This is a genomic window from Chitinophaga sp. (assembly GCF_039596135.1).
In the GTDB taxonomy this organism is placed as follows: domain Bacteria; phylum Bacteroidota; class Bacteroidia; order Chitinophagales; family Chitinophagaceae; genus Chitinophaga.
This window is the reverse complement of record NZ_JBCNKH010000038.1, coordinates 43402-69469: the sequence shown is the minus strand read 5'-3', so window position 1 is coordinate 69469 and position 26068 is coordinate 43402. Positions and strand designations below refer to the sequence as shown.

Sequence of the window (26068 nt, the reverse complement as noted above, 5' to 3'; positions counted from 1 at the left end):
CCGCAAACGGCAATGGCAATGGCCGTTTGCGGTAAATTTGGAGGTAACATCTGTATAGGTGAAAGTATTTCCTTTATCGGTAGATTTCAATATAGCCGTTCTTCCACCATTGAGATAGGAAGTACCGCACAGCATATAAAGATTATTTGCATTTTGGGGATCCAGGGCCAATGCTTCCACTCCGACAAAGCCGGTCTCTGATTCATTAAGCCAGTCGAGCAGCTGCACCCATTTATTGTTAGCAGCATCCCAACGGTAGGCGCCTCCTACATCAGTACGGCAATACCTGTCCCCGGATGTTTTGTGGGTAATAATTCCTGTCACAAATCCGCCACCGCCGATAGGTGCATTGTTCCAGGTATAAGTACTGGTCTGGGCCCTGACATGCTGGGCCAGACCTAGGGTAACAAAAAATAATAAGCGCCAGGTGAGTGCACTTTGCCGCCCCCCTGTGCATACTTTGAAGGTCCATAATAGTACAGAAAGACTTTGTTTGAATGATGTAAGTAACCTGGTTTTCATAAAGTTAAAATGGTTTTAGGTAAATAAAGCGGGATTTAAGAAATACAATACCATAAAGTTCTCTGCAAAAACTTCTATTGTATTGTTCAATTGTGCACTGTTGTATAATTAATTGTTAATTGATGATCCGCGACAGCGGGTGACCGCAACGTTCTATTCATAACCGGAATCTTTCTGTTATATGAATGATGCAAAACTAGCTGAATGTTAATTAAGACATGGATCTTATATGTTTCATTCTATGGCAGGAATTGTTTCAAGGCCTGTTATTACATAAACAAAAAGCCCTACAGATAAACACTGCAGGGCTTTTTTATCTTCGGGCATAACATATGCCGAAAAATCAGGTAAATGTATCTACAGTCTGATCATATTCAAAAAGAATACATCATTTTCACGGATATCCAGCTCTTTTGTAAATGGAACACCGGCTTTCACTGTAATCATTTCCCTGGTTACGGGCGATCCATCGTTTTGTTTCTTTATTTGTTCAACCTGCTGCCGGTTAAGCTGCGCCGGTTTACCAACAGACAGATATGTAGAATACGCATCATTGCTACGATACCCAACTTTATATATTTCAAGTGCATAGTTACCATCCGGAACATTGGCAATATTCAACTTTAGTTTCCCTTTCGGATTTGAAGGAAGGTCGCGGATATAATAGTCCTGGTTATGTACCGAATCTCCCGGATGCGTATTGGTAAAATCCCAGGCAAGTACCTGTATATTACCAACTGAATCCCTGCATACCCATGAAGTGGAATCGGTGTTGACTAATTCAGTATTTCCCAGCTTGTTCAAAAACTGATAGGCGTAAAACACGGGTTTATTAATACCCTGGGTACTGAGCAGACCAAATCCTCCATGGAATGGGGTAAAGCGCGGACCTGGTTCTTCAAAGATGTCTGTAAAAACCCAATAGGACATGGAGTTAGCGGCATCCCCCACCTGTTTTAGCTTCTGCAAAACATAAGCTGCCTCGTGATAGCTATCATGGATAGGATCTGCCGGGGTATATGATGCACTCCATTCTGTGTAATGCAGTTCAAGTTTTGGCATAGATGAGCCGGCAATTTCTTTGCGCGATTGCAATACATCTCCGCTTACACTCATAGGATTTTTGTCGAGCACCGTACCTCCGTGTCCAAATTCATCAAGGTATCCCTGTTTTACGCCATAGGCATGGGTACTGATAAAGTCGATCGGCACCTGATGTTGCTGACAATAGGCAATCATTTCCGGTTCCCAGGCAGCACCGGCGGTCCCAGGCCCACCTACACGATACGATGCGTTTACGCGCTTAATTGCCCTGGCACTATAAGTATATAATTTGAAATAATCGTCCTGTGTTCCTGCCCAGAAACCATCCAGGTTAGGTTCATTCCAGACTTCAAAATACCAGGTTTTTACTTCTTCAGCGCCATAACGCTCAGTGAAATGCCGGGTAAGGTTTTCTATTAAAGCACCCCACCTTTCATAATCTCTGGGAGGCGTAACATTCCCACGCCACCAGAAGATCGTTTTAGGACCACTTGCCAGTGCAGACGGCATAAAGCCAAGTTCTACAAAAGGTTTCATGCCGATACTATGCAAAAAATCGAAAAGTACATCGATGTACATATAGTTATATACCGGGTTACCTTTTTCATCCTGGGTATATACCGCCATATCATCTGTCAGGAGGCCATGCATGCGTATATACCTGAAACCACATGCTTTCTTAACGTAAGCTAACTGTTGTTGCCAATCTGCCCGAAGCCCCTCATTAGCACGTCCGGCACCCACACACTCATTAAACATGGTGTTAAACTTTCCGGCAGATTTATTAAAATCTATATTGATAACCCGTTCTGGAATTACTGGCTGTTTTTCTTTTTTACGCTGTGCTATAGTTGTTCCGGCCATGGATAACACCAGGAGCACAAAAAGACTTAAACTTCTATTCATCTTTTTCATTCATTTTTATTTCTTACAAATCTTTGAATATCTGCTGGGCAAATAAATACAGATTACGGTCCCACTCCCTGTTGTCATGTGCGTAAGTACTTACCGTCCAAACATGTGGCATATCTACTTCTTTTAGGTACTGATGTACTTTTTCACTAACCCGGAAAAGATAATCTGTATTCCCACATCCAACCCATAACAGCTTCAGGTTCTTCCTGGCATATTTGATATCAGGAATAAATCTGACATCATTATACATACCACCAAACATGTTCGTATTAGGGGCGGCGGAGAATCCACCTACATAAGCAAAAGTTTCCAGGTGATATAATCCGATATTAAAGGACTGTCCACCTCCCATTGACAAACCTGCCAGGGCGCGGTACTTTCGATTATGAATAGTGGAATAATGTGAATCTATAAACGGGATTATATCTTTCAGTAAATCATCTTCGAATGGTTTTCTGTAGCCATCATAATTATCCGCTTTCCCGGAACGGTTTGCAGCGGTTGTATCATTCACCGTCAGCCTGGCATCGCAGTTGGGAAAAACTATGATCACAGGTTTTATCTTACCATCAGCGATAAGGTTATCTATAACATTATCAGCCTGACACCATTCCGTCCACTGGCGATAATCAGCATTGACGCCATGTAACAGATAGATAACAGGATATTTATCACTGGCAGCATATCCCGGCGGTGTATAAACATTCATCTCCCGGCGCTTTCCAAGTGTCCTGGAATCGTATTGTACAGCTGTCAGTTTCCCATGAGGAATATTTTCCCGCTGTACATTAAATCCAGCCGGCGGAAGAGGAAATGTAGTTGTCGAATCAACACTACCTGATTGTGCCAGGCAACTATAGCCGAAAACAAAAACGGCTAACGCTGTAAATAAAAATCTCCTTGACATATTACTATTTTTTATTCACTCCAAACCAAAACCCCTGCCGGCTCCAGCACTTTCTTCCCGATCAGCACCCTCGCCTGCGCAGGTATATTCATTTCATAATTATCAGATGAATAATTTACTGCCACATAAAATCCATCTCTCCAATAAACATATATACCAGGTGGATAATTTTCGATTGCTGCACCAGCTTCAATATAATTGGCCTTCAATATTTCCTTTTCCAGTTTCATATCGTCAGATACAACACCGATATAAGTTACAGTACCCTTTCCTATATTTCTTTTCACCACAGCCGATGTACCCTTGTAAAACTGGTCGTTGTAAGTAGCCAGAACAGTGGTATTATCATCAGGCTTCAATAAATCAGCCCAGATATTCCAGAAATAATGTTGCTGGCCGGAAAGCACATCACCTTTGGTATTGGGTGCAATCATATCAGTAGAAGATATATGTGCCCCGATCAATGCTGAAAGCGGTGCTGCCGTTTCACCTTCCCAGAAATGTCCGTTACGGTCCATAGTGGCAGTCCGGCACGTAATGATCAGATGCCCGCCCTGCTCTACGTAACGGGTCCATTTTTTAATTAATTCCTGGTCTGCCATCTCATAAGCAGGAATAATTACCACCTTGTACCCGGACAGATCAGCTTTTTCATCGATAACAGCTGCGGCTGCGCCAAAGGATGCAGCCATTTCTATAAATTTCACAGGGTAGTTCCATGAATCCCAGCGTACATTCTGTTTCTGCCGATCGATCGTCCAGTAGTTTTCCAGGTTCCATACAATAGCCGTTTTACGTGCAGTTAATTTTTGGGGAAGCTGTGCTCCCGCCTTGTAATACTGACGAAGCTGCCGGATCTCCCTGTTAAACTGTATATATTCCTCGCCTCCCTGGGAAGGGGTTACACCATCCGTCTTAATAACTGCTGCATGATATTGTTCTGAACCGTATAATATCTGCCGGAAACGATAGGAGCAGGCAAACTGTCCACCTGCTGCGAAGGTGTGATACAGCCACATTCTGACAGTACCGGGAAGCAGCAATGATGCCTGCCCTGCCCAGTTCGTAGGGCCGGGTTGCATTTCCATTACTCCGGTAATACCTCCTGGTGACTTAAAATATTCAGCTGCAAACAATACCGTTTTACTATCCCCTAACCGGAAGCCTAAGCTACCATTGTTGTTAGCACCGCCATTAGGATAAGCCGTATAAGACGCAAAGTCCAGCTTCCGGGTCAGTCGGGGATTGGCATATGGGCAAACAGCCGTATAATTCGTAGTAATGTACTGATTGGAAGAAATATATTTCCTTAATGTAGCAGCCTGGAAATCCAGAAATCCTGCCTGTTCATCAGCAGCATATCTCTTCAGGTCCAGCAATGCATGTGGGTTATTTCCCCACCAATTCACCAATGTTATATTTGGAATAATGATCTGGTTAAAACTATTATATCGCTGGCTCCAGAAAGCTGTTCCCCATGCAGCATTCAGGGCCTCAATGGTTTTATATCTGCGTTGCAGCCATTTCCTGAATGCCTGCTGGGCAGAAGGACTATAATCTGTTTTGGCGTCAGGCTCATTATCTAACTGCCAGCCCACCACATTTTTATGCTGCCCATAATGCTTACCTAATGCTGATACCACCCGCTCTACAAAAAAACGATACTTTGCATTTGCATTTGATCCCAAACCACGGGTACCATGTTCTCCACGGATATAATTTCCGTACATCAGATAAGTTTCCGGATATTTCTCCCTCATCCACGCAGGCATGGTTGCAGAAGGAGTGCACATCAGTACTTTCAGATTGTATTTCTGACAAAGACTGACAACATTATCCAGCCATGTAAAATCGAATTTCCCTTCCTCCGGCTCCAGTCTGAACCAGGAGAACTCGGCGAGATGAACGAATTCATAGCCCATGTCAGCAATTTTCTTTATATCCCTCTCCCACTGGTTTTCATTCCAATGTTCAGGATAATAATAGATACCGGTGGTGATAAGATCTTTGGCCGGAAAAAACCGGCTGGTATCTTGTGTCCTTCCATTCAAGGCCAACAGTAATATGACCAGAACAACTATAAAACTTTTATTCATCTGGATTTCAATTTCAATAAATACGCTTAGTCAACTGATATTTTCGCGGACAATGAAATATTTCCGGATGAATTGCCGATTTGTAAAACGAACTCACCTGGCTCCACATTCCATGCTTTTTTTGTTTCATCATAGAAAGCAAGATCTGCCACTTTCACCATCAACTCTACCGTTTTTGTTTCACCAGGATGCAGAAAAATTTTCTCAAAAGCCTTCAGTTCTTTCTCCGGGCGTATTACAGAACATACAGGTTCACTAGTGTACAACTGTACTACCTCCGCTCCTTCACGGGCACCTGTATTGCTGATAGTAAATTTTGCACGGATTGTATCTCCGTTCCTGTAGTGCTGCTTATCAGTCGAAAAATTATTTATCGAAAAACTGGTATAAGAAAGCCCGTATCCGAATGGGAACTGGGGAACAATTTTCTTTGTATCAAACCAACGGTAACCCACCAGAATATCCTCCTCATAGTTTACGCTAAGATCTCTTCCTGGAAAATTGCCCAGTGCATGTGCCGGCGACTGATCCAGTGACACCGGTAAGGTGAATGGCAGCTTACCGGAAGGATTGGCTTTACCACTCAACAGATCAGCTACAGCGTTGCCTGCCTCCATTCCACCGTACCATGACCATAATATCGCAGGTACACGCTGAACGATGCCTGACAACTTTACCGGAGAGCCGGCAACAATAACAACCACCGTCTTAGGGTTGGCTTTGGCTACCTCACGAATGAGCACATCCTGCCCATAAGGTAAATCCATATTTTGTTTATCGGAAGATTCAGTATCAAAATCATGATTCAACCCTCCAAAAACGATTACGATGTCAGATGCTTTAGCCACCCTGACTGCCTCATCGATTAATTTCCAATCTACCTTATTCGCACCGGTCTGGCCAGTATTGCTGCCTTCCCTGAAGGTGGATTGTTTTTCATACCCCTGTGCAAAATTAATCTTCACATCTGCACCGAATTTTTCCCGAATAGCCTCCAGCGGTGTTATTTCATACAAAGTTTTAATCTCAGAACTAAGGCCGCCATTGCAATGTTTCCGCGTAGCATTATCGCCGATCACTGCAATTGATTTAATAGTTTTGAAATTGACAGGAAGGATATCATCGTTATTCTGTAACAGAACAGCTGCTTCTACGGCATCGTTATAAGCTGCCTGCTGATGTTCCGGTGTATTCATTTTTCCTTTTGCACGTTTCCCTTCATCAAACATTTTTGTGGCAAACATTACCCGCAGCACATTAGCCACTTTTTCATCCACGACAGACATTGGTACTTTTCCTTCATTCACAGCCCTGATCAGTGGATCAGCGAAATACCAGTCATTATAATCCGGCTTATCTGTTCCCATTTCCAGATCAAGGCCGGTTAATGCAGCTTTAACTGTTGTATGAGCAGCTGACCAATCTGTCATCAGCACACCTTTAAAGCCAAACTCCCTGCGAAGGATCTCTCTGTTCAGATATTCATTTTCAGAACACCAGTCACCCCTGAATTTATTGTAAGCAGCCATTACGGTATATGCCCCGCCCTCAGTTACAGCAGCTTTAAATCCCGGCAGATAAATTTCACGTAATGCCCGCTCGCTCATATGCACATCTACTGAATCCCTGTTGGTTTCCTGATTATTGGCCAGCCAGTGCTTTACACTTGAAGCCACATCTTTTGACTGCAGACCTTTAATATAGGCAACAGACATTCTGGAAACCAGCACAGGGTCTTCACTGAGGTATTCAAAATTTCGTCCACAAAGCGGCGAACGAATGATATTAATACCCGGCCCTAATAAGACATCCTTCTTCCGGAAACGAGCTTCCTCACCCAGAACAATACCTCGCTGATATGCCAACCGGGGATTCCAGGTGGCAGCCAATGCCGTACCCGGTGGGAAACAGGTAGATGAATCATTCGTCCATCCGGCATAAGCCCAATCATGCCGGTTTATTTCTGCACGAACGCCATGTGGTCCGTCACTCAAAGCCCATTCCGGGATACCCAATCGCTTAATTCCGGATACATAAAATTTTGAGTTCCCATGCAACAGGCTAACCTTTTCTGCCAGGGTCATCTGCCGGATCAATGACCGGATTTTCTTATCCTGATTACTGTCATTTGCCACCAATTGTGCGCTGGCTGCACTTCCGATTAACAGTCCTGCTATTCCAAGCACTACCTGCCTTACTATTTTTTTCATCACTCTTATATGTTTATACTATTTAATCTTCACTACACGAATATTATCAACAGCTGCCCGCAAACCTGAAGTAGTAGGTACAGCAGTAAAATTTTTTGTCTGAATATTTATAGCACCACTACCCTTGTCACCAAGTAAAATGGACAGGCTGCCAGCTGCGGTCCCTTTACCATCATTAGTCCTGAATAAGGATAAAGGAATAGTAACTGTCTGCCAACCTTTGGTAGTGAAGGGCACAATAGTACCATCGGCTCCCTGCCATGGCTCATAGCGGGCCAGATAACCGAAATCGTAATCTTTAATAACATAAATGGAGGTACCTGTCCAGGCAGCAGGTATATTGATCTCAAACTTAACGGCGTATTGGTCCACAGGCACATTCAGGCTGTCAACAGGCACCCACTGCACGCCGTTGGTATTAATACTACGTCCGCCATTCCACCAGTTACCATCCCCTGCCGGCAATACATCATTTTGTAATACTGCATAATAGCCATTGTTACCAGGGAAGTCCGCGCTGCTGTTTTCAACATTTGTGCCCCAGCTAAAAGTATTGATATCATCAAAATTGCACAGTACACCTGTTTTGACATCATTCACATTAAACGGTGTAGTAGCAGTACCAGATTTGGTGGTGATACTTACCGGGCCTCCCTGGGTAAGTGCGGGTAATACGAATCCGAGAGAAGTCCCGTCGCTGGCTTCTTTAAATTGGGTAATCGGTGTACCCGCGAAAGTAAATTCCTCTGTAAAGAATAAATTCAGACCGGTAATGTAAACAGAATCTCCCTCATGTGCATTTTCATTGGAGATAGCTGTAATGGATGGTGGAGGCGCCGCAATGCTGAAAGTAAGCGTTGTTGTACCATGTGTGGTAACATAGCGAATGGTATTCAGACTCTCCGCCGGCACCGTTGGAAATGGTATTACTGCTGGTACCAGCACCGCCGCGCTGGTATCAGAAAACAGTACGCTGTTGATCGTAGCTGGTACCCCATTGAATGATATCTGTACAGCATCTCTTAAATTATGCCCGATCAGCACCACGTATTGTCCCGTAGTGATGGTATTCACCAGTGTATCAGCCGGAGAAGCTGCATAATTTCTAACGCTTGTAATTACCGGAGCACTTCCTGCTTCATCCTTCTTACATGCAGTTTGCATACACGTAAAGATCACCGCAGCAGCAAAAAGATATAATTTATTCACGGTATAATAATTTTATTATTTAGTAATAAGATACCGGAGGCTGCTGCAATTTAGGATTGGCAGTCACCTCAGAAGAAGGAATCGGGAATGTGAAACTCTGAATAGTGGCAGGTGTAATTACGCCATACGCACTTGCCGGCGTTAATACACCGGCCGACAGGGTAAAGGTTACACGTGATTCCCCATTTAACCTGCTGATAGCCTTAGCCGGATCATAATAGGATAACCGCACCAGGTCTGTCCAGTATTGCCCTTCTCCTGCCAGTTCAATTCTTCTTTCAATTAATATGGAATCGGCATCTATCTTTGGCGCCGGGTCCATGCCTGCCCGGGCACGAACTTTATTAAAATATAACAGCGCATCCCCGTCAGCAGTCACCCCGTTGTTGCCAAGTTTCGCCTCTGCATACAAGAGGTATACATCTGCAAGTCTCAATAATGCATTGTGCTCTGTAGAAGAAGTCAGGGTCATCGTAGGGGCATTATTATCCTTGTTTGTTCCGATAATATGTTTTTTCAGTCCACAGCTTCCGGTAAATTTATATCCGCCACCTGCAGCATTCAGTTCAGGATAGTAGTCTCCATTGATCATGAAGGTCGCTTTTCGCCTTACAGAATCCCTGGTTTTATACAATTCATACATCTCTACTGTTGGCTGTATATTAAACCAGCCAGCCTGTCCGTTGGCAGATATTTCGGTACCACCAGGAGAATATATCTGCAGCATGTTCCCTTCCAGCCATGCACCCCCAGGCGCCCACTGCAATGCAAACAACGACTCTGGATTATCATTATACCGGGTTTTGAACAGGTCAGCATAATTTGGTTGCAAAGCCAAACCACTATTCCTGCATACGTTGCCCGCATATTTTGCTGCACTGTCAAGCATAGCCTGATCCCTGGTACCCCCGCTCTGGTTTAAACCTGCCGCCGTTAAGTAAACCTTTGCCAGCATTCCCTGGGCAGACCAGGTGGTTACTCTGCCTGCGTCATCAGTGGCAGGTAGATGGGTGGCCGCAAATGTCAGATCGTTGATCGCGAATTTGTAGACATCCTCCGTTTTTATACGGTTTACCAGTGGCGAAACAATCAACTTGCTGTTGTCCTCAATGATAGGAACTGCTCCCCAATGTACTGCCAGGTTATAATATGCAAAACCACGGATAAATCGCGCTTCAGCTATAGCTGCGTCTTTGTCCTTATCGGGAATCGTAGCGGGTGACTTTTGCAGGATAGCATTAATAGTAACATTACAATGTGCAATGATCTTATACATGGATTTCCAGTTAGCAATCATAATCCCGTTCATGCCGGTAACGGTGAAGGTATTCAGCTGTACAGCATCTCCCCAGTATCCTACTGCCATATTCCCGCTGAGTACATCACCCACGGGCAAATAACAGGTATAGTTCCAGTCGCCCCAGGGGCTGCCAGCATATAGTGCTGCTGTTGCCAGTCGCAGATCACTGGTGGTTTGATAAAAGTTGTCAGCACTTATTTGTGATAGTGGCGGACGATCCAGGAAGCTTTTGGAGCACCCTGTCATCATTACGATTATTAGCAGGAAAGCAATTATTTTATCCGATATTGATCTCATGATTATTCGTATTTGCAGATGAATACTTTATTTGGCCAGTTTAATGTTAGCACCGATGGTATATACCCGTGGTTGTGGGTAATAACCATTATCCACGCCTGCCGACAGCGGGTCCCATGATCCGATCTCCGGGTCCATTCCCTTATAGGAGGTAATGAGGAAAGCATTTGAAACATTAAAGTAAACTCTCAGGGATTTAATGCTGGCCAGAGAGGTCAGCTTTTCAGGGAGTGTATAACCTAAAGAAATATTCTTGCATCTTAAAAAAGTCCCGTTCTCGACGAATTTGTCAGAATTACGGTTATTATCATTCGTATTATCGTTCCTGATACCTACGGTCCTTGTCGATGGATTAGTAACCCTGATATTATTGATATCCGTAGCACTTCCGTTGGGATCGATCAAAGTAAGCTTTGCATAATCCATCAGTGCCCGCATATAACCGAAACTAGTTCCAGGATATTCACCATTTACACGCAGCTGGTTATATACCTTGCTGCCGATGTTGGCGGTAAAAAACAGGTTCAGGTCAAAATTCTTATAGGAGAAAGTATTATTTAAGCCAATCTGATATTTAGGAATAGGGGATCCTAAAAATGTCTGGTCCTTTTCATCGATCACATGATCGCCATTCATATCTTTGAATTTCAGGTCACCATACCAGATGCTTCCGCCAGCAGCACCTACCGGTAATGGCTGTCCATTTTTTGTAGGCAATGCATGGGTTTTGAAATCTTCTATTGTTGCAAAAACGCCTCCATCAATAACATATCCGTAAAACTCTCCGATAGACCTGCCCACTATTGTCTTGCTGTAAGTTCCATTCAGTGAAGCTCCATCTGTATTGAGTTTTAATACCTCATTAATATTGCGGGAAACAGTTACGTCAGTTTTCCAGGTAAAATATTTCCTTTTGATATTGGTTGAGCTGATTCTGAAATCAAAGCCTTTATTATTTACAGTACCCACATTCACATATGGCGCATCCAGTGATCCAGGGGACCATCCTACTGAGGTTCCGGAATATAATGGCAAAGGTATCTGCAGTACCAGACCATCTGTTTTACGGTTGTAGAAATCAACCGCAAAATTTATTCTCCAGTTAAATAGTGCACCATCCAGTCCGATGTTTGTATATTTTGTTTTCTCCCACTCCACATAAGGGTTACCTACATTCTGGGTCAGCTGAGCAATACCGGTCAGACCAGTAGCAACCGTGGCCAGTGTCGAGGTGTAGGCATAGTCCCTGATGTTCTGGTTATTGGTAAATCCATAACCCAGTCTCAGCTTTAACTCATTTACTGCGCTTACATCTTTCAGGAATGACTCATTATTTAATTTCCAGGCAAAAGCACCGGAGTAGGTTGTTACCCAGCGGTTATCAGAAGCAAATTTTGATGAACCATCTGCCCTGACGTTAACAGTAAACAAATATTTATCATTGATACCAAAGTTTATACGGCCAAAATATGACTCCTGGGCACTTTGTCCCTTGCTGCCGGAGTTGGTAGCAGTGGTAGGATCGCCGCTACTGATCACCTGCACATTGTTGGAGGGAAAGTTACTTCTGCCGGCGGAAGAGTTTTCATTGGTACCCAGTTGTGCCTCATGCCCCAACAATACATTCGCATTAAACTTTTTATTAAACAGATGCTGATAAGTCAGGAAATTTCTTACAGTTGTAAATACGCTTTGGGAAAAATTATAAACTGCACTGTTGGTATTATTCTTTACCAGACCGAATGTATAAGTTGGATTAAACTTATCTTCCGTGGCCATGGAAAAACTTCCTGTAACCTCATTTCTCAGGCTCAGGTCCCTGGTAAAGGCGATTTCAGCATATAAATTGCCGAAAAGCTGGTTTCTCTTTGCTTCATCTTTATTTATCAGAGCAATGGCATAAGGATTAACGGTACTGTTCACCCATCCATTAGGGTTATAAGCGCCTCCCCAGCTACCATCCTCGTTCTTCACAGCAATATCTGGGGTCTGACTTAACGCCGTATTAATGACATTGGAGCTGGTGGAATTAACATTTTCCTTAATATTAACCAATTGCAGGCTGGTACCGATCTTTAGCCAATTGGTTGTTTTATTGTCCAGGTTTAATCTCAATGATATCCTACGGAAATCTGAGCCTAGCGCAATACCTTCCTGTTTAAAATAAGAACCGGATAACAGGTATTGTGTTTTGGAATCACCGCCGCTAACGGTGAGGGTGTGATTAGTCATCGGCGCATTCCTGAAAAGTTCTTTCTGCCAGTCAGTACCATTCCCCAGGTATTGGGGGTTCGCAAATTCCGGGCGGGTATCAAACCCCCAGCCCAAACCTGTATTTCTTACATTTATAAACGTGGCATACTCTCTCAGGTTCATCAATGGCAATCTCTTTGGTATCTGCTGATAGCCAGTATACATATCATAAGTGATAGTAGGCGGAGCTACCTGTCCCCGTTTGGTTGTGATCACAATAACACCATTGGTGGCCTGAGAACCATAAATGGCGGTTGCAGAAGCATCTTTTAAAACATCTATAGACTCAATTTCGGAGGGGTTGATACCTGCCAGGGGATTCACACCAGCACCTAATGTTGCGGTCCCGCCTATAATGATACCATCTATTACATACATCGGCGAGCTTCCACCAAAAGATGACAAACCCCGGATCTGTATAGACACGGCTCCACCAGGCTGACCTGATATCTGCTGAGCTACTAACCCAGACACTTTACCCTGAAGGGCCTGATCAAAGGTTACTGGCTGTGTTTTACGGATTTCATCGCCGGATACAGAGGATATAGCACCGGTTACATCACGACGCTTTACTTTGCCGTAGCCGATTACTACAACATCCCCCAGCTGGGAAATATTTTCACTCAATCCAATTTCGATGGAAGTACCATTATTAACAACGACTTCCTTTTTCTGATAACCTATCATCGAAACAACCAGGGTATTCCCGGCAGCAGCGTCGATAGTGAACCCGCCGGCATCGTTAGTTATCACAAAACGATTGGTATTTTTTAAAGTAATAGTAGCCCCGGGGATAGGTGAACCATTAATTGCATTCACAACTTTACCTGTTATTTTTAATGTTTGGGCAGAGAGATTAGCACTAAGGAACCCCAAAAGAATACCCAATAGCGGCAATATTCGCGAGCGAATCATTTTGGTTGACTTCATTTTGTACTTTTTTTCTTGAATAGAAGGTAAATCTCAACAGAAAGAGGTAATATTTCATAGGTCAGCACATGCATGACCTGTAACTGCACATCGAAGCAGGTCACTCCGGCTGCCAGTTTTTTCGGCCCCGTGTTAATGAGGCCGGACGATTGCCGATTTAGTTGTTTGAGGTAAAAGAAATTGAAAGGAAATAATAACAGCGAAAAGAAGAATTGATTCTGTCCAACGAACAGGATCACCCTCCGGTAAATTCCTTAAAGGAAAACCGGCAGGCATGTGGAATGACAGCAATTGAAATTTCATAAACGCGGATTAAGAGTATTAAAGTTATAGCTATCATGGCGTTATACAGGGCCAGGATTGATTCAACTATGGGGTCCAAATGTTTCAATGAGTCAATTTTGTCCCCTGGAATTGACCGTTTCAGGGAATGTATTATAGAAATAATACCTACTATTAATAATCAGGAAAACCGGGTGTCGCCAGTTTGCATTCATCCAACAGCTACATTTTCCCCAACCCGGCTTTCCTGACTGTATTTTTTTGAATTATTATTTAAAACCTACCATCCGGCATTTTGTTTCAATACATTATTGGACAAGGTAATCTGGGAGTTAGGTACCTGTACCAGTCCTTTTGTTTCCTGGATCTTCGATGCCAAAATAGTTTTGGTAGTATTCACCCCTCCGTTTTGGACGGTTGTTGATTCAGCTATAGTCGAAGCGGCAACACTCACACCCTGCCGAAGCAAATCCCAATAGCGGATACCCTCCGCAACAAATTCCAGTCTTCTTTCATTCATGATATTTTCCTGATTAACAGGCACTTGCATAAAATCAACCCCATAGGCCCTCTTCCTCACATCATCAAAGTAATTCTGGGCACCGGCAGATCCCAGTTCAGCTGCCATCAACAATACATCTGCGTAGCGGATGGACACATAATCCTGGTATTGGCTGATCATAAAGCTGACCCCGCCCATTTTTTCTGCCAGACTTCGTCCTGCCTCGTCCGCCATTGGTGTATATTTCTTAATGGTATAACCTGTATATTCCCGTTGGTCTTTTATATTCTGAAAATCAAGTTTCTCATCATTAATGGAAATAATGGAAGCGGTTCTTCGGCTGTCGTTCGGCGCAAAGGCATTCCAAAGTTTTGGATCAATGGTAGCGCCTCCCCAACCCATACCATAAGGATAAATGCTTTGGATACGAATACCATATAATACCATCCAGGTATTTCCATCCACATTTCCGTTCCAGTTGCTGGTATAAGTATATTTGATGGCAAATACCGTTTCCTTATTATCTTCTCCCACATAATTATTAAAAGAAGCAGCAGGCCACAGATTGGCAAACTTATCCACCAGACCAAAGCCGCCGTTATTAATCACATCTTCCAGAAATGCCAGTGCCTGAGCCTTTGATATCTCTCCTACTACATCTGGTTGACTATAGTAGCCAGTGTAATACAGGAATACACGACCGATCAGTGATTCAGCTGCCCATTTGGTTACCCTGCCATGTGTAGATGGGTCCTGACTGCCATAGCTGGTTGCAGGAAGGTTGGCTGCTGCAAATTTCAGGTCTTCGGCAATAAGCTTATATACACTGTCTGCATTGGCCTGTGGTACGTTGTCAGTGGTCGGTTTGGTAATCAGTGGAATATTACCCCATAACCTGACCATATCAAAGTAGCAATAGGCACGTATAAACCTGGTCTCTGCCTCATACGTATTACGCAAGTCAGTATTTCCTTTCCAGTCCACACCATCAAGGTGTGACAACAGCATATTGGCACGGTAAATAGCCTTATAATAAAGACTCCAGGAATCACCGAACAGATCCTGATCAGAAGGAGAACGGAGCTTGTCAAATTCATCCATCATCTGAAAACCAAAACCATCCGCATTTCCTGTAGCTCCAAAAGCTTCATCAGACATTATGGTAGATGCAACAGGAAAGGCTATACCACCCGACCAGACACGTTGCAATCCATCGTAAACCCCTACCAGCGCTTTCCAGGCGTCATTGGGTGTTTTATAAAAATTCTGTTCTGTTGCTGTGGTTACATCTTCTGTATCCAGAAAGTCCTTTTTACAGGCTATCATGGATATTAACGCAGTAACCAGTATATAATATTTAATGTTTTTCATCGCCTATTCATTTTAAATTAAAAACGGATGCTTGCACCTAACATGAATGTTCTGGGACGCGGATAATATCCCAGATCTACACCTGATGAAAACCCTTCATTATAGCCTACTTCAGGGTCCATCCCCTTATATTTCGTGAAGATGAAGGCATTTTGTACAGCTGCGTATACCCGCAGATTACCCAGGTAATTATTCTTCAGCAGTTTGGCAAAATCATAACCCAGCGTGATATTGCTGATACGCAGGAACTTTCCATCATATACATACAGGTCAGAGAACTGTGCCCAGTTGGCACCATCTTCTGTTACTCTTGGAATCCTGTTGGATGTTCCCTGGCCATGCCAGCGATCCAGTATTTCAGTACTGTAATTGCCAAAGCCTCCCGGACTTCTCCAGGACTTTACCAGCTGGTTACCCGATACGCCGGAGGCCTGGACCATGAAATCAAACCCTTTGTAATTGAGGCCGATATTAAAACCAAAAGTGAAGTCAGGATTAGGGTCACCAATTTTTGTCTTGTCTTTGGCATCGATAACACCATCTCCATTCAGGTCAGCAAAGCGAACATCGCCAGGCCTAGCATCGGGCTGGATAGGCGCTCCGGATTTATTTTTGTAGGCCAGTACGTCATCGGCTGTCTGGAAAACACCGTCTGTTTTGTATCCCCAGAAGTAGCCTACGGGTTCACCGTTGGCAGCACGGTAAAACTCGCCGGCATTGGCATAGAGTACATTGGTATTACCATGCAGTACATGGTCGTTAGTAGGAATATTTCCGATGCGGTTCTTATTAATTGCTCCGTTTACACCTACAGAATAGTGAAAATCTTTACCTATGGTATTACTATAGTTCAATGCAAGTTCAACACCGGTATTTTTAACATCTCCGCCATTGATCAATGGGGCATCAGCACCGGCAGTTGCCAGTACAGGAACAGTGATCAGCCAGTCTTTTGTTTTTTTGACATAATAATCAAACGTTACATTCAAACGCCGGAAGATGGTAGCGTCAAAGCCGATATTGGTCTGTTCAGAGGTTTCCCACTTAACATTGGGGTTAGCAATGCGATTTGGATAGGCACCCTGGGTATTTGCTCCTTCAACCGGGCCGAAAATATAAGCAGCGTTACTGAAACTGATGGGAGATAAAAACTGGTAGGCAGCTACGTTCTGATTTCCTACCTGGCCCCAGCTTCCGCGGATCTTTAAGAAGTCGAGCCAATGAATATTATCCATAAATTTCTCCCTGGTTGTAACCCAGCCTGCAGCCACAGATGGGAAATATCCCCAACGACGGTCCGGCGCAAACTTTGATGAACCATCCGCCCTGAAGGTCACATTCAATAAATACTTTTCCCGGAAGTCGTATTGAAGTCTGCCGAAGTAAGACATCAAAGCACTGGCAGTTGGCCCGCCACTAACGCTCATGTAAGGCGCCCCCCTGTCCACGTTCTGTGCTACAGACAGATAAGCATGGCTCATATCTGCCACACGAAGGTCCCAGTTATTACCACTCATGCCTACAGTCTGCGTTTTTAGTGAAGAAGTACCTGCCATTACGCTGAAATGGTGCTGGTGCACATCAAAATCATAGCTGAGTAAGTTATCGAACTGAATGGTCCTTCCACTGCCCATTGACTGACTCACCTTAGCAGTATCGTTTAAGGCATAAATAGACAGGTGATATACCGGTGTATAGCCATGGCTTTGATTGCTGTTGTAGTTTAAACCCAGGCTGGACCGGAACTTCAGTCCTTTAACAGGTTCAACCTGGACGTAAACATCGCCAAACAAACCCTGGCTGCTGTTACGGTTCCTGGTAGTATAGTCCATTACAGCATAGGGATTCGCTTCGGTATTATTCCATGACTGGTCAGGTTTTCCGGGATACCAACCTTTGGTGTCACTGCTGTAATAGTTACCGTTAGCATCATACATAGGCAGGAATGGACTTGTAGTGAAGGCGCTACGTAATGTGTTGTTGTATAGTCCATCTACTAAAATACCGTGATTATTTTGATAGTTGAATGTAAGGTGCTCTCCAACTTTCACAATATTCTGATATATATTGTGTTCGGAGTTAATTCTGAAGTTGTAACGGTCGAAGTAAGAAATATCGGAGCCTCCTACTATCCCGCCCTGGCTGGTATATCCAAGAGACATAGAATAGGCTGAATTTAAACCGCCGCCCTGCACTCCCAAAACATAATTTTGGGTAGGAACATTCTTCTTAAACATCTGATCAAGCCAGTTGGTATTAACCGGCAGGTTGTTCACCACATCATCACTAAAGTATGGCGCCTTTCCGGAGTTTACCGCCGCTTCATTAATAATAGTAGCATACTCCTTGGCGTTCAGTAATTTTGTTTTACGGGCCACCTGCTGCTCACCGTAATATACATCCAGGGTGATCTGTGGTTTCTGATTGACTTTCCCTGTTCTTGTTGTAACGAGAATTACCCCATTAGCAGCCTGGGAACCATAGATAGCAGCAGAAGCAGCATCTTTCAGGATGTCTATAGATGCAATATCGGCAGGATTCAGGTAAGAAATATCAGAAGTTTGCACCCCGTCAACAATATACAGTGGCGCAAAATTACCCACAGTACCTTTACCACGAATAACAACATTCATTCCTGATCCGGGCTGTCCTGAATAGGAGGTAATCTGTACCCCTGCAGCTTGTCCCTGTAATGCCTGCAATGCATTGGTGGTATTCTGTTTCTGAATATCCGCCCCTTTAACCTGCACATTGGCACCGGTTACGAGCTTTTTCTTCTGTACACCATAACCTATCACAACTACATTTTCCAATTGGCTTTCTGCTTCCTGCAATTGAATTTTTAAATCACCGGAGGTTACTTTTACCTCTTTAGGGATAAAGCCAATAGAAGAAATCTGGAGTATATCACCTGCAGCTGCTGCAATAGTGAACTTTCCTGTTTCATCGGCAATAGCTGATGTGTGAGAACCTTTTACGACCACCGATGCAGCCGATACTGGCAAAGAGGTTGTTTGACTGGTAACGGTTCCACTTACCCGTGCAGTTTGTGCAAGGGTGGTTTTGCTAAGGGTACAAATGAAAATTATACCCAATAGCAGCAACATTCGCAAGCGAATAGTTTTAGCTAAGTTCATACGTGAGAATTTAAATTGGCTATTTTTTTATAACTAGTGATTTTCCTTCATAAACCACTTCTTTATCACATTTTGTATCGAAATCCAGCTGTCTGGCTTTATTAGGAGTAATTAAATTGATACGGAATGTTCTTTTCTTCAACATATTGTTGAACGAACCCTGACGGTCACTGATGGTAACAGTGGCAGTTTTCTCTTCATATTTTATTGGAATAATAGTATAAGCACCATTTTCATAGTTATAGTTGTTTCCCTCATCCTCATAGAGATTAAAAGATGCGTCAGCACCCGTATAAATATTTAAGGTGATTATATCCGGCTGCTTCTCTGAGGTATATTGCAGGGCTGGCCCGAAAGGAATGACAGATCCGGCTTTTATAAAAAGGGGAATGCGTTCATAAGGTGCTGCTGCCGCAATCTTCTGGCCACCAGCATACCATTTTCCAGTATAGAGATCATACCATCCGGCACATTCCGGCAGGTACACATTACGTTGGGTTTGCTTATACCCGTAAACTGGGTTTACCAGGATTGCAGGTCCAAACATATATTGATCCGGAATATTCAGAACAGCAGTATCATTAGGAAAGTCCATGGCAAGGCCACGCATGATAGTATAATCATTGTGATATCCCCAGCCAGCCAGCGAATAAATGTATGGGAGCATCCGGTAACGAAGCTTATCATAATAGAGAAAGCTTTTGTAAGCCGGATGATTTTCTGGTGCGGTATTAAATACTTCCCGGTAGGGGAACTGCCCATGCGAACGGAATAACGGAACAAAAGCACCAAACTGCGACCAGCGGGTCATTAGCTCTCTCCATTCTTCCAGGTTTTCGGCATCTGGCTGCTCAAATTTTCCTGGCACTACAAAACCACCTATATCCATTGTCCAGTAAGGGAGTCCGGACATTGAGAAGTTTATACCTGCTGCAATTTGTGCTTTCATATCCACCCAGGTAGCACCAATATCCCCGCTCCATATAGCTGCAGCATAGCGTTGAGAACCTGCGAACCCGGACCGGGTAAGCAAAAACACTCTTTTACCAGGATCAGTAGAGCGCTGGCCTTCATAGATTCCTTTAGCGTTCTGCAAAGGGTAGGCATTGAGGTATTCAGCAGCACTACCCAAAGCAGTAGGTGTCATCTGCAATTTTCTTCTTTCCGGATTTACATTGGAGAGGATATCCGGTTCACTGGCATCCATCCACCAGGCATCAATCCCTTTGCTATAGATCTTTTGACTGATCAGATCCCAGAAACCTTTCCTGGCAGAAGTATTGAAGGCATCGTAGAATGTAGAGATATAACCCTTGCCAATCCAATCTCTTTGCTGATCCGCTATATTTCTTTTGTATAGCCATCCATTTTTATCAAACTCATTATAGGCAGGAATTCCATCATAGAACTTCGGCCATACAGAAATCATGATCTGGGTGTTGTATTTTTTATGCAACAGGCTAATCATGCTGTCTGGAGATGGAAAACGCTTTTCATCGAACTCCTGGCTACCCCATTCCGCTTCCCTCCAATAACTCCAGTCAAGAACAATATTATCGATGGGGATTTTTCTTTTGCGGAACTCATCTACTGTTGAGATAATTTCATCCTGGGTTTTGTATCGCTCCCTGCTTTGCCAAAAGCCCAGTGCCCATTTAGGAACGATAGGGGCTTTCCCTGTCAGCATTCTATAGCCAGAGATTACTTCGTCCATATTTTCTCCATACACGAAATAATAATCGATCTGTTTACCAGCTTCAGAACTGAACCCGAAACTATTACGCTGATCTTCACTCAATGGCTCCTGCCATTTTAAGGAGAGATAGGATTCTCCTTCGGGTATCCATTCAATTTTTACCGGGACTTTTATTCCCCTGGCAAAATTCCACGGAACTACTGCTGAAGCCGGGTTCCAGGATTTCCGCCATCGGTCCAGCACCAAATTGCCATTCAGCCATACTTTTAGTGAACCACCATATACAAATCGGAACTGATGAATTCCTTCCAGGTTACTGGCCAGCATACCTTCCCAGGTAACCATGCCAGGGCCAGGTGTAAATTCAGCAGGGAAATGCATTTTTGACTCTCCCAGGAATTCCATGTTTATATTGCCTTCAGCCCTTTCCACGCTAATCTCCTGCGGTTTATGCAGATCATTGGCATAAGAGGCGGTAAGCCACCCCTGTTCTCCATTTTTAGAAAAAAGCTGCATTGCAGAAAGCGGATGGAGCGGTCTGATATCGCCTGCCCTGGTGAGGGAATAATTATCCCAGAGGATACCATAATTTTTACTGGAGATCAGGAAGGGGATGGCAACTTCAGTATTATTCTGGAAAAAGGTAACCTGCTGACCCTGATAATTCATAATGCCATCCTGGTGCTGGCCCAGACCATACCATGCCTCGCCGGGCGAGGTCTGAAAAGATTGTGTCAGCGCGTATTGTCGTTGCCCGTCGAAAATAGCAGGCTGGAAGTTGCGACCTAAAGTTTGCTTCTCTGCCAGTATTTTTTTGCCATCCAGATCAGTGAAGGTAACAACCCCGGTTTTACGATTGATAACTGCTATCAGCTTTTTTGTCTTTAGGATCAGGTTTTCCTCAGACGGGATGATATCCCAGGTAATTGCTGATTTTTTTTGATAAACAGTAATCAGGCTGTTCCCCGGTGCTATTTCTTTTCCAGGTGCAGTTATTACTCTTATTATATTATCAGCTATAACTTCAAGTTTCACCGCATGTGACAAATCTGTAAAGAGAGAGTCCGTATAAACAAGGACCCCGTCAGGAAGTTTGATGTAGGCAGGTGGGTCAGCCTTCAAATGAACAGGCATGACAAATGTCAATAGGCTAAACAGCAGCAATCTCAATTTCATATACGTGGATTAAGTGCTGTAAAGCTATCGCTATGTGGCCAGTAGCCGGGGGGCCAAATGATTCGACATGGGGTCTCAAATGTTACAAATAACCGGAGAGACACGAACAAAATTCATTTACGACCCCTTATTTTTTAAACCGGCAGCATAATCTGAAGGTGTAGTACTGAATTCCTCTTTGAAAAGCTTACTGAATATTTTGGGGTTGTTGAATCCTACCTGGTATGCAATTTCAGCGATGGACATCCCACTTTTCTCCAATAACCGGGCAGCTCTTTTCAGTCGAACAGAACGAATAAAGTCTAATGGAGATTTCCCCGTCAGCGAATTAATTTTCCTATACAGGGTGACCCTGCTCATGAACATCTCCTTACTGAACTCATCTACTGAAAAATCAGGGTTATCTATCTGCTTTTCGATTATATCCAATGCCTGTTTAAGAAATTTCTCATCTACGGGGGTGATAGTTACCTCCTCCGGGTTAACTTCTATCTGCTTCTGAAATCTTTTTTTCAGTACCTGTTGCTGCACCAGCAGGTTGTTTATCCTGGAAGACAAAATCTCGAAGGTGAAAGGTTTGGTAATATAGTCATTAGCACCCGCTTTCAGTCCGGCCAGGTGCTTCTCCTCGCTTCCCATGGCAGTCAACAAAATAATAGGAATATGCGCAGTAAGGGTTTCGGATTTCATTTTCCCGGTTAATTCAACACCATCCATAAGCGGCATCATAACGTCGCTCACCACCAGGTCCGGATTCAAACGCTTTATCTTCTCCCAGCCATCGACGCCGTTAGTGGCTTCCTCTACATGATACTGGTCTTTGAGGTTATCCTTCAGGTAAAAGCGCAGGTCCTCATTGTCCTCTATTACCAGCACCGTTTTTTTCTTACTTGCCTTTTTCCCTTCTTCCAGCATAAGCTGCTCCTCTTCAGTAGCAGTCACCTGTGTGGAAACAGGCTGAGGAGAGGCATATATCTTCCTTGCAGGCAGGGACACTGTAAAACACGTTCCCTGACCGGTCTCACTTTCAACATGGATAGTGCCGTTATGCAATTTCACAAACTCCTTAGTGATAGCCAAACCTATGCCCGTACCCTGGTTCACCATAGTTCCCGGCACTTCCGTCTGGAAAAACCGTTCAAAGATCTTTTCATGCTGATTTCGGGGAATACCAATACCCGTATCCTTCACACTGATAGAAATCGTACCATCACCATCTTCAGCAGTACTATATTTTAGATCAACACTTACTTTCCCACTGTCATAGGTATATTTAAATGCATTGGAAAGCAGGTTGAATAGAATCTTCTCTATCTTATCGTTATCAAAATAAATCTCCAGCTTTTCAATATTGCTGGAGAACGAAAGCTGGATCTTCTTGTTTGCAGCAATATCATTGAAAGACAGGGTCGATTCTTTGCAGAAACTGACAATATCCCCAATAGCAGGATGCAACTTAATCTCCTGTACTTCCATCTTTCTAAAATCGAGTAGCTGATTTACCAGGTTCAACAACCTGCCGGCATTTCGTTTTACCAGGTTTAATTGTTCAACCTGGGCCGGATCGCCTGTGTTTTTTATGATCTTGTTCAGTGGCGCAATGATGAGACTTAACGGCGTGCGGAATTCATGGCTTACGTTAGTAAAGAATTTAGTCTTCAACTGTTCCAGCGCATGAGCCCTTTCCACCTCCCTCCGTTGCTGCTCCACTTCAAATCGCATTTTTATCCTGTCCAATGTAATGCGCCGGATAAGCCAGAATAGTCCGGCAGCAATGAGAAAATAAACCAGGTAGGCAAAGGGAGTGCGCCAGAAAGGCGGCAAAATATTCAGTTGCAGTGTTTTAATTTCACTCCAGGCCCCGCTTCTGTCCAGCACCTTCACCTTAAACGTATAATGCCCGGGGTTAAGATTGGTATAAGTAGCCCGCCGCTGATTGTCATCAGTATACAGCCAGTCTGTATTAAAACCTTCCAGCATGTACGCATACTTATCATTGTGGTTGTGCGAGAAATCAATAGCAGCAAAATCTATGGAGAAAAAATTTTCTTTATATTTCAGATCAATGCTTTCCACCTGCGATAATGCACGCTCCAGCAGTACCCTATTATTAATACGTTCGCCAGGAGCTATGTTTTTATCGAGTATCTGAAATCCGGTAAAAACAATTACCGGGCGATGAATGACTGATTTTGTGGTAGCCGGGTTAATGATATTAAAGCCTGATGGCCCTCCAAAAATTAATTCACCAGACCGGGTTCTTAGTGCTGCGTTTTCATTAAACTCGCGGTTCTGCAGGTTATTGGTTTCATCATAATTGATAACCGAAAACGTAGTATGCCCATTTTGTTGTTTGGGAATGGCGTTGCATAATCCGCTGGGGGTAGAGATCCAGAGGGTTTGGTGGGCATCTTCCAGGATGTTCAGTATCAGGTTATCAGGAAGCCCATCTGATATGGTGAATGTCTGAAATTCCCCCGTTTTGGCATTAAATAAATTAAGTCCCTCCCTGGTCCCTACCCAGATCTGGCCTTTGCTGTCTTCTAACAGGCATAGAATTCCATTGTCACTTAAACTACTCTTCCTGTTCGAATGCTGATAGAAGACATTTGGAGATTTACCCTTTTTAAAAACAACGATACCCCCACTTGTACCAATCCATAAATCACCTTTTTTATCTTCCAGGATAGCAGAAATAAAGTTTTCTCCTCCCTGACGCTTATAGTGAAGAAAATGATTTCCCGTTCTGTCAAAGTGGTCCAGACCACTGCCCAGCGTACCTATCCACAGGCGATTTTCTCTATCTTCAAAAATCTCCCAGACTGTATCATCGGCCAAACTGGAAGAATCGTTTTCATTATGTAGATAGCGCGTAAACATCTTGCCATCGAAGCTGTTAAGTCCACCCAAATATGTTCCTATCCAAAGGATCCCCTCATGATCCAGGCACATGCTTACAATAACGTTACTGCTTAGGCTATTCTTATTCTGTGGATCAGCAAGGTATTGTCTGAAGGTATTTCTTGTCCTGTCAAAATATATTAATCCTCCACCGTTGGTACCAATCCAGATATTCCCATGCCGATCCTCAACAAACCGGTTGACATCATTATACTGCAAACTTTGTGGATCAGATTCCTGGTGACTGTAATAAGGAAACTGTACAATGCCACTGTTGTAGTAACTCACACCTTGTTTGTAAGTACCCAGCCACATTAAACCCCGGTCATCCTTATACATTGCAGTAATACTGTTTTGACTGATACTTTTAGGGTCATTGGGATCACTCAGCAGAAACGTTGTTTTGAACCCGTTCTTTTTATCAATTAATGCGACCCCTCCATGGTCTGTTCCTACCCAGATCAAACCATTATTATCCTGTGTAACCTCGCTAACCTGGTCGGACTTTAACTTTGCAGGAGACGAGCTTTTACCAATCCGTATGATATTATTATCTTTTGGAGTGAAAAGAAAAAGACCACTTTGGTAGCACCAGACCCATACGTCGCCATCTTTATCAATAAATAGTTTATAATAGTTTTCTCCTTTTCCCTGTTGTTTTAAAGCATTGCTATAGAAAATAATTTTTCGCTGCCGGATATCATATTCCTGCAGTTGCCCGGACCGGTATACTATCCATAGTTTTCCATCAGTGGTTTCATTAACCGTAGCAATATTATCCACAGGAGGAACAGTTCCCGGTGTAACAATACGTTTTACACTTTTATCACCGGATGAATACAAAAAAAGTCCCTGACTATCATAAATAAACCAATACCTCCCGGCATTCCCTTTTACAATGCCGGAAATTGAGCCGGCAGGCAACCCGATAGCCGTAAGGTACCCGTTGTAATCAGCATCAAATCTCTCCGTATCCGGATTATATATACAAACACCTCCCATCGTCGACAACCACATTCTCCTGTCAGGTAACGGGAATAAACTAATTATGTTGTTATGAATCAGCGATGTGCTGTCGTTGTGATCATTTCTGAAAATTTTACATGAATACCCATCGTATCGATTAAGCCCATACGTGGTACCAAACCATAAATAACCGTCACTGTCTTTCAGGATGGAATTTACCTGGTTATGCGACAAACCATTGTAGGTGTTAAGTCTGGAAAAATTATAATGTTCACTCTGAGACAAAGCCCGAAGAGATTGCAGTAACAGCACAATCCCCAAAAAATAACGCATTAGTGTAGGTTTTAGGTACGA

Annotated in this window: 11 protein-coding genes and 1 pseudogene; all 12 read right to left on the bottom strand. The window is 43.5% G+C overall.

Going from position 1 to position 26068, the window contains the following annotated elements; all coding sequences use genetic code 11:
- A pseudogene (locus ABDW16_RS20505) lies at positions 1 to 522 on the bottom strand (hypothetical protein); the annotation flags it as partial.
- Positions 523 to 879: 357 nt separating this feature from the next.
- Positions 880 to 2472 carry a glycoside hydrolase gene (locus tag ABDW16_RS20500; protein WP_343672322.1) on the bottom strand — a complete coding sequence of 531 codons (1593 nt, stop codon included), beginning with the start codon at positions 2470 to 2472 and terminating at the stop codon, positions 880 to 882.
- A gap of 22 nt (positions 2473 to 2494) precedes the next feature.
- Positions 2495 to 3388 (bottom strand): alpha/beta hydrolase-fold protein, encoded by an 894-nt coding sequence (locus tag ABDW16_RS20495; protein ID WP_343672321.1) that lies wholly within the window; start codon positions 3386 to 3388, stop codon positions 2495 to 2497.
- Positions 3389 to 3399: 11 nt separating this feature from the next.
- Entirely contained in the window at positions 3400 to 5484 is a 2085-nt protein-coding gene (locus ABDW16_RS20490) for a beta-galactosidase (RefSeq protein ID WP_343672320.1), read from the bottom strand.
- Between the two features lie 26 nt (positions 5485 to 5510).
- Entirely contained in the window at positions 5511 to 7694 is a 2184-nt protein-coding gene (locus ABDW16_RS20485; RefSeq protein WP_343672319.1) for a glycoside hydrolase family 3 C-terminal domain-containing protein, read from the bottom strand.
- 18 nt (positions 7695 to 7712) lie between these two features.
- Positions 7713 to 8903, bottom strand: coding sequence for a glycan-binding surface protein (locus ABDW16_RS20480; RefSeq protein WP_343672318.1), 1191 nt, complete (start codon positions 8901 to 8903; stop codon positions 7713 to 7715).
- Positions 8904 to 8922: 19 nt separating this feature from the next.
- The gene (locus ABDW16_RS20475; protein WP_343672317.1) at positions 8923 to 10500 is read right to left on the bottom strand and encodes a RagB/SusD family nutrient uptake outer membrane protein; all 1578 of its coding nucleotides are present in this window, start codon (positions 10498 to 10500) and stop codon (positions 8923 to 8925) included.
- Between the two features lie 27 nt (positions 10501 to 10527).
- A complete protein-coding gene (locus ABDW16_RS20470) occupies positions 10528 to 13683 on the bottom strand; it encodes a TonB-dependent receptor (RefSeq protein WP_343672316.1) in 3156 nt (1051 codons plus the stop codon).
- A gap of 562 nt (positions 13684 to 14245) precedes the next feature.
- Positions 14246 to 15838 (bottom strand): RagB/SusD family nutrient uptake outer membrane protein, encoded by a 1593-nt coding sequence (locus ABDW16_RS20465; RefSeq protein WP_343672315.1) that lies wholly within the window; start codon positions 15836 to 15838, stop codon positions 14246 to 14248.
- Between the two features lie 17 nt (positions 15839 to 15855).
- Positions 15856 to 18975 carry a TonB-dependent receptor gene (locus ABDW16_RS20460; protein WP_343672314.1) on the bottom strand — a complete coding sequence of 1040 codons (3120 nt, stop codon included), beginning with the start codon at positions 18973 to 18975 and terminating at the stop codon, positions 15856 to 15858.
- 19 nt (positions 18976 to 18994) lie between these two features.
- Entirely contained in the window at positions 18995 to 21847 is a 2853-nt protein-coding gene (locus ABDW16_RS20455; protein ID WP_343672313.1) for a TIM-barrel domain-containing protein, read from the bottom strand.
- Positions 21848 to 21964: 117 nt separating this feature from the next.
- Entirely contained in the window at positions 21965 to 26047 is a 4083-nt protein-coding gene (locus ABDW16_RS20450) for a two-component regulator propeller domain-containing protein (protein WP_343672312.1), read from the bottom strand.
- Positions 26048 to 26068 lie beyond the last annotated feature (21 nt).